Source organism: Rhodoplanes sp. SY1, assembly GCF_046000175.1.
In the GTDB taxonomy this organism is placed as follows: Bacteria; Pseudomonadota; Alphaproteobacteria; order Rhizobiales; family Xanthobacteraceae; genus Rhodoplanes.
In genome coordinates, this window is sequence record NZ_JBEOMB010000389.1 from 1 (window position 1) to 558 (window position 558).

A 558-nucleotide genomic window follows, 5' to 3' on the forward strand; every position below is an offset into this window, starting at 1 on the left:
TCGAGCGAGGCGGCCGCGATGCTGCCGTGCGCGTCGATGAACGCCTCCGCGGTGTCGCGGATCACGTTGACGCCGGCGCTGCCCGCGATGCCGATGCCGCTCTTGCCGTTGGCGGCCTCGCCGAACAGGTTCGGCAGGCTGACCCCGTCGAGCGGATCGTCCGCCGACTCGCCGATCGGGTTCTGCTTGGAGGAGATCGCCGTCGCCGTGCCGACCACGTCGACCCGCACGCCGCCGATCGTCGCGTCGACCGTGACGGCACCGACATCGAGGTCGATCGCGCCGGTCGCCGTGACCGACGAGGCCGGATCGTTGCCGACATAGGCGAGGACGTCGCGCTCGGCGTCGTTGACGATCACCGAGAGGCCGAGGCCGCTCGACCCGGAGCCGCCCAGCACCATCGAGCCGGCGACCGACACGAAGGTGCCGCCGGTCGCGGCCGACACGTCGACGAAGCCGCCCGCGACGGTCGCTCCGCCGTTCACCGTGGAGACGATGCCGGCCTCGACGTCGCTGCGCTGGCGCAGCGCGACGGCGCTTCCCGAGAAGGCGAATTCC

1 protein-coding gene is annotated in these 558 nt (G+C 72.2%); it reads right to left on the reverse strand.

The window, feature by feature from the left end; all coding sequences use genetic code 11:
- The coding region (locus ABTU92_RS29865; RefSeq protein ID WP_408095163.1) for a hypothetical protein at positions 1–558 on the reverse strand (558 nt) is incomplete at both ends.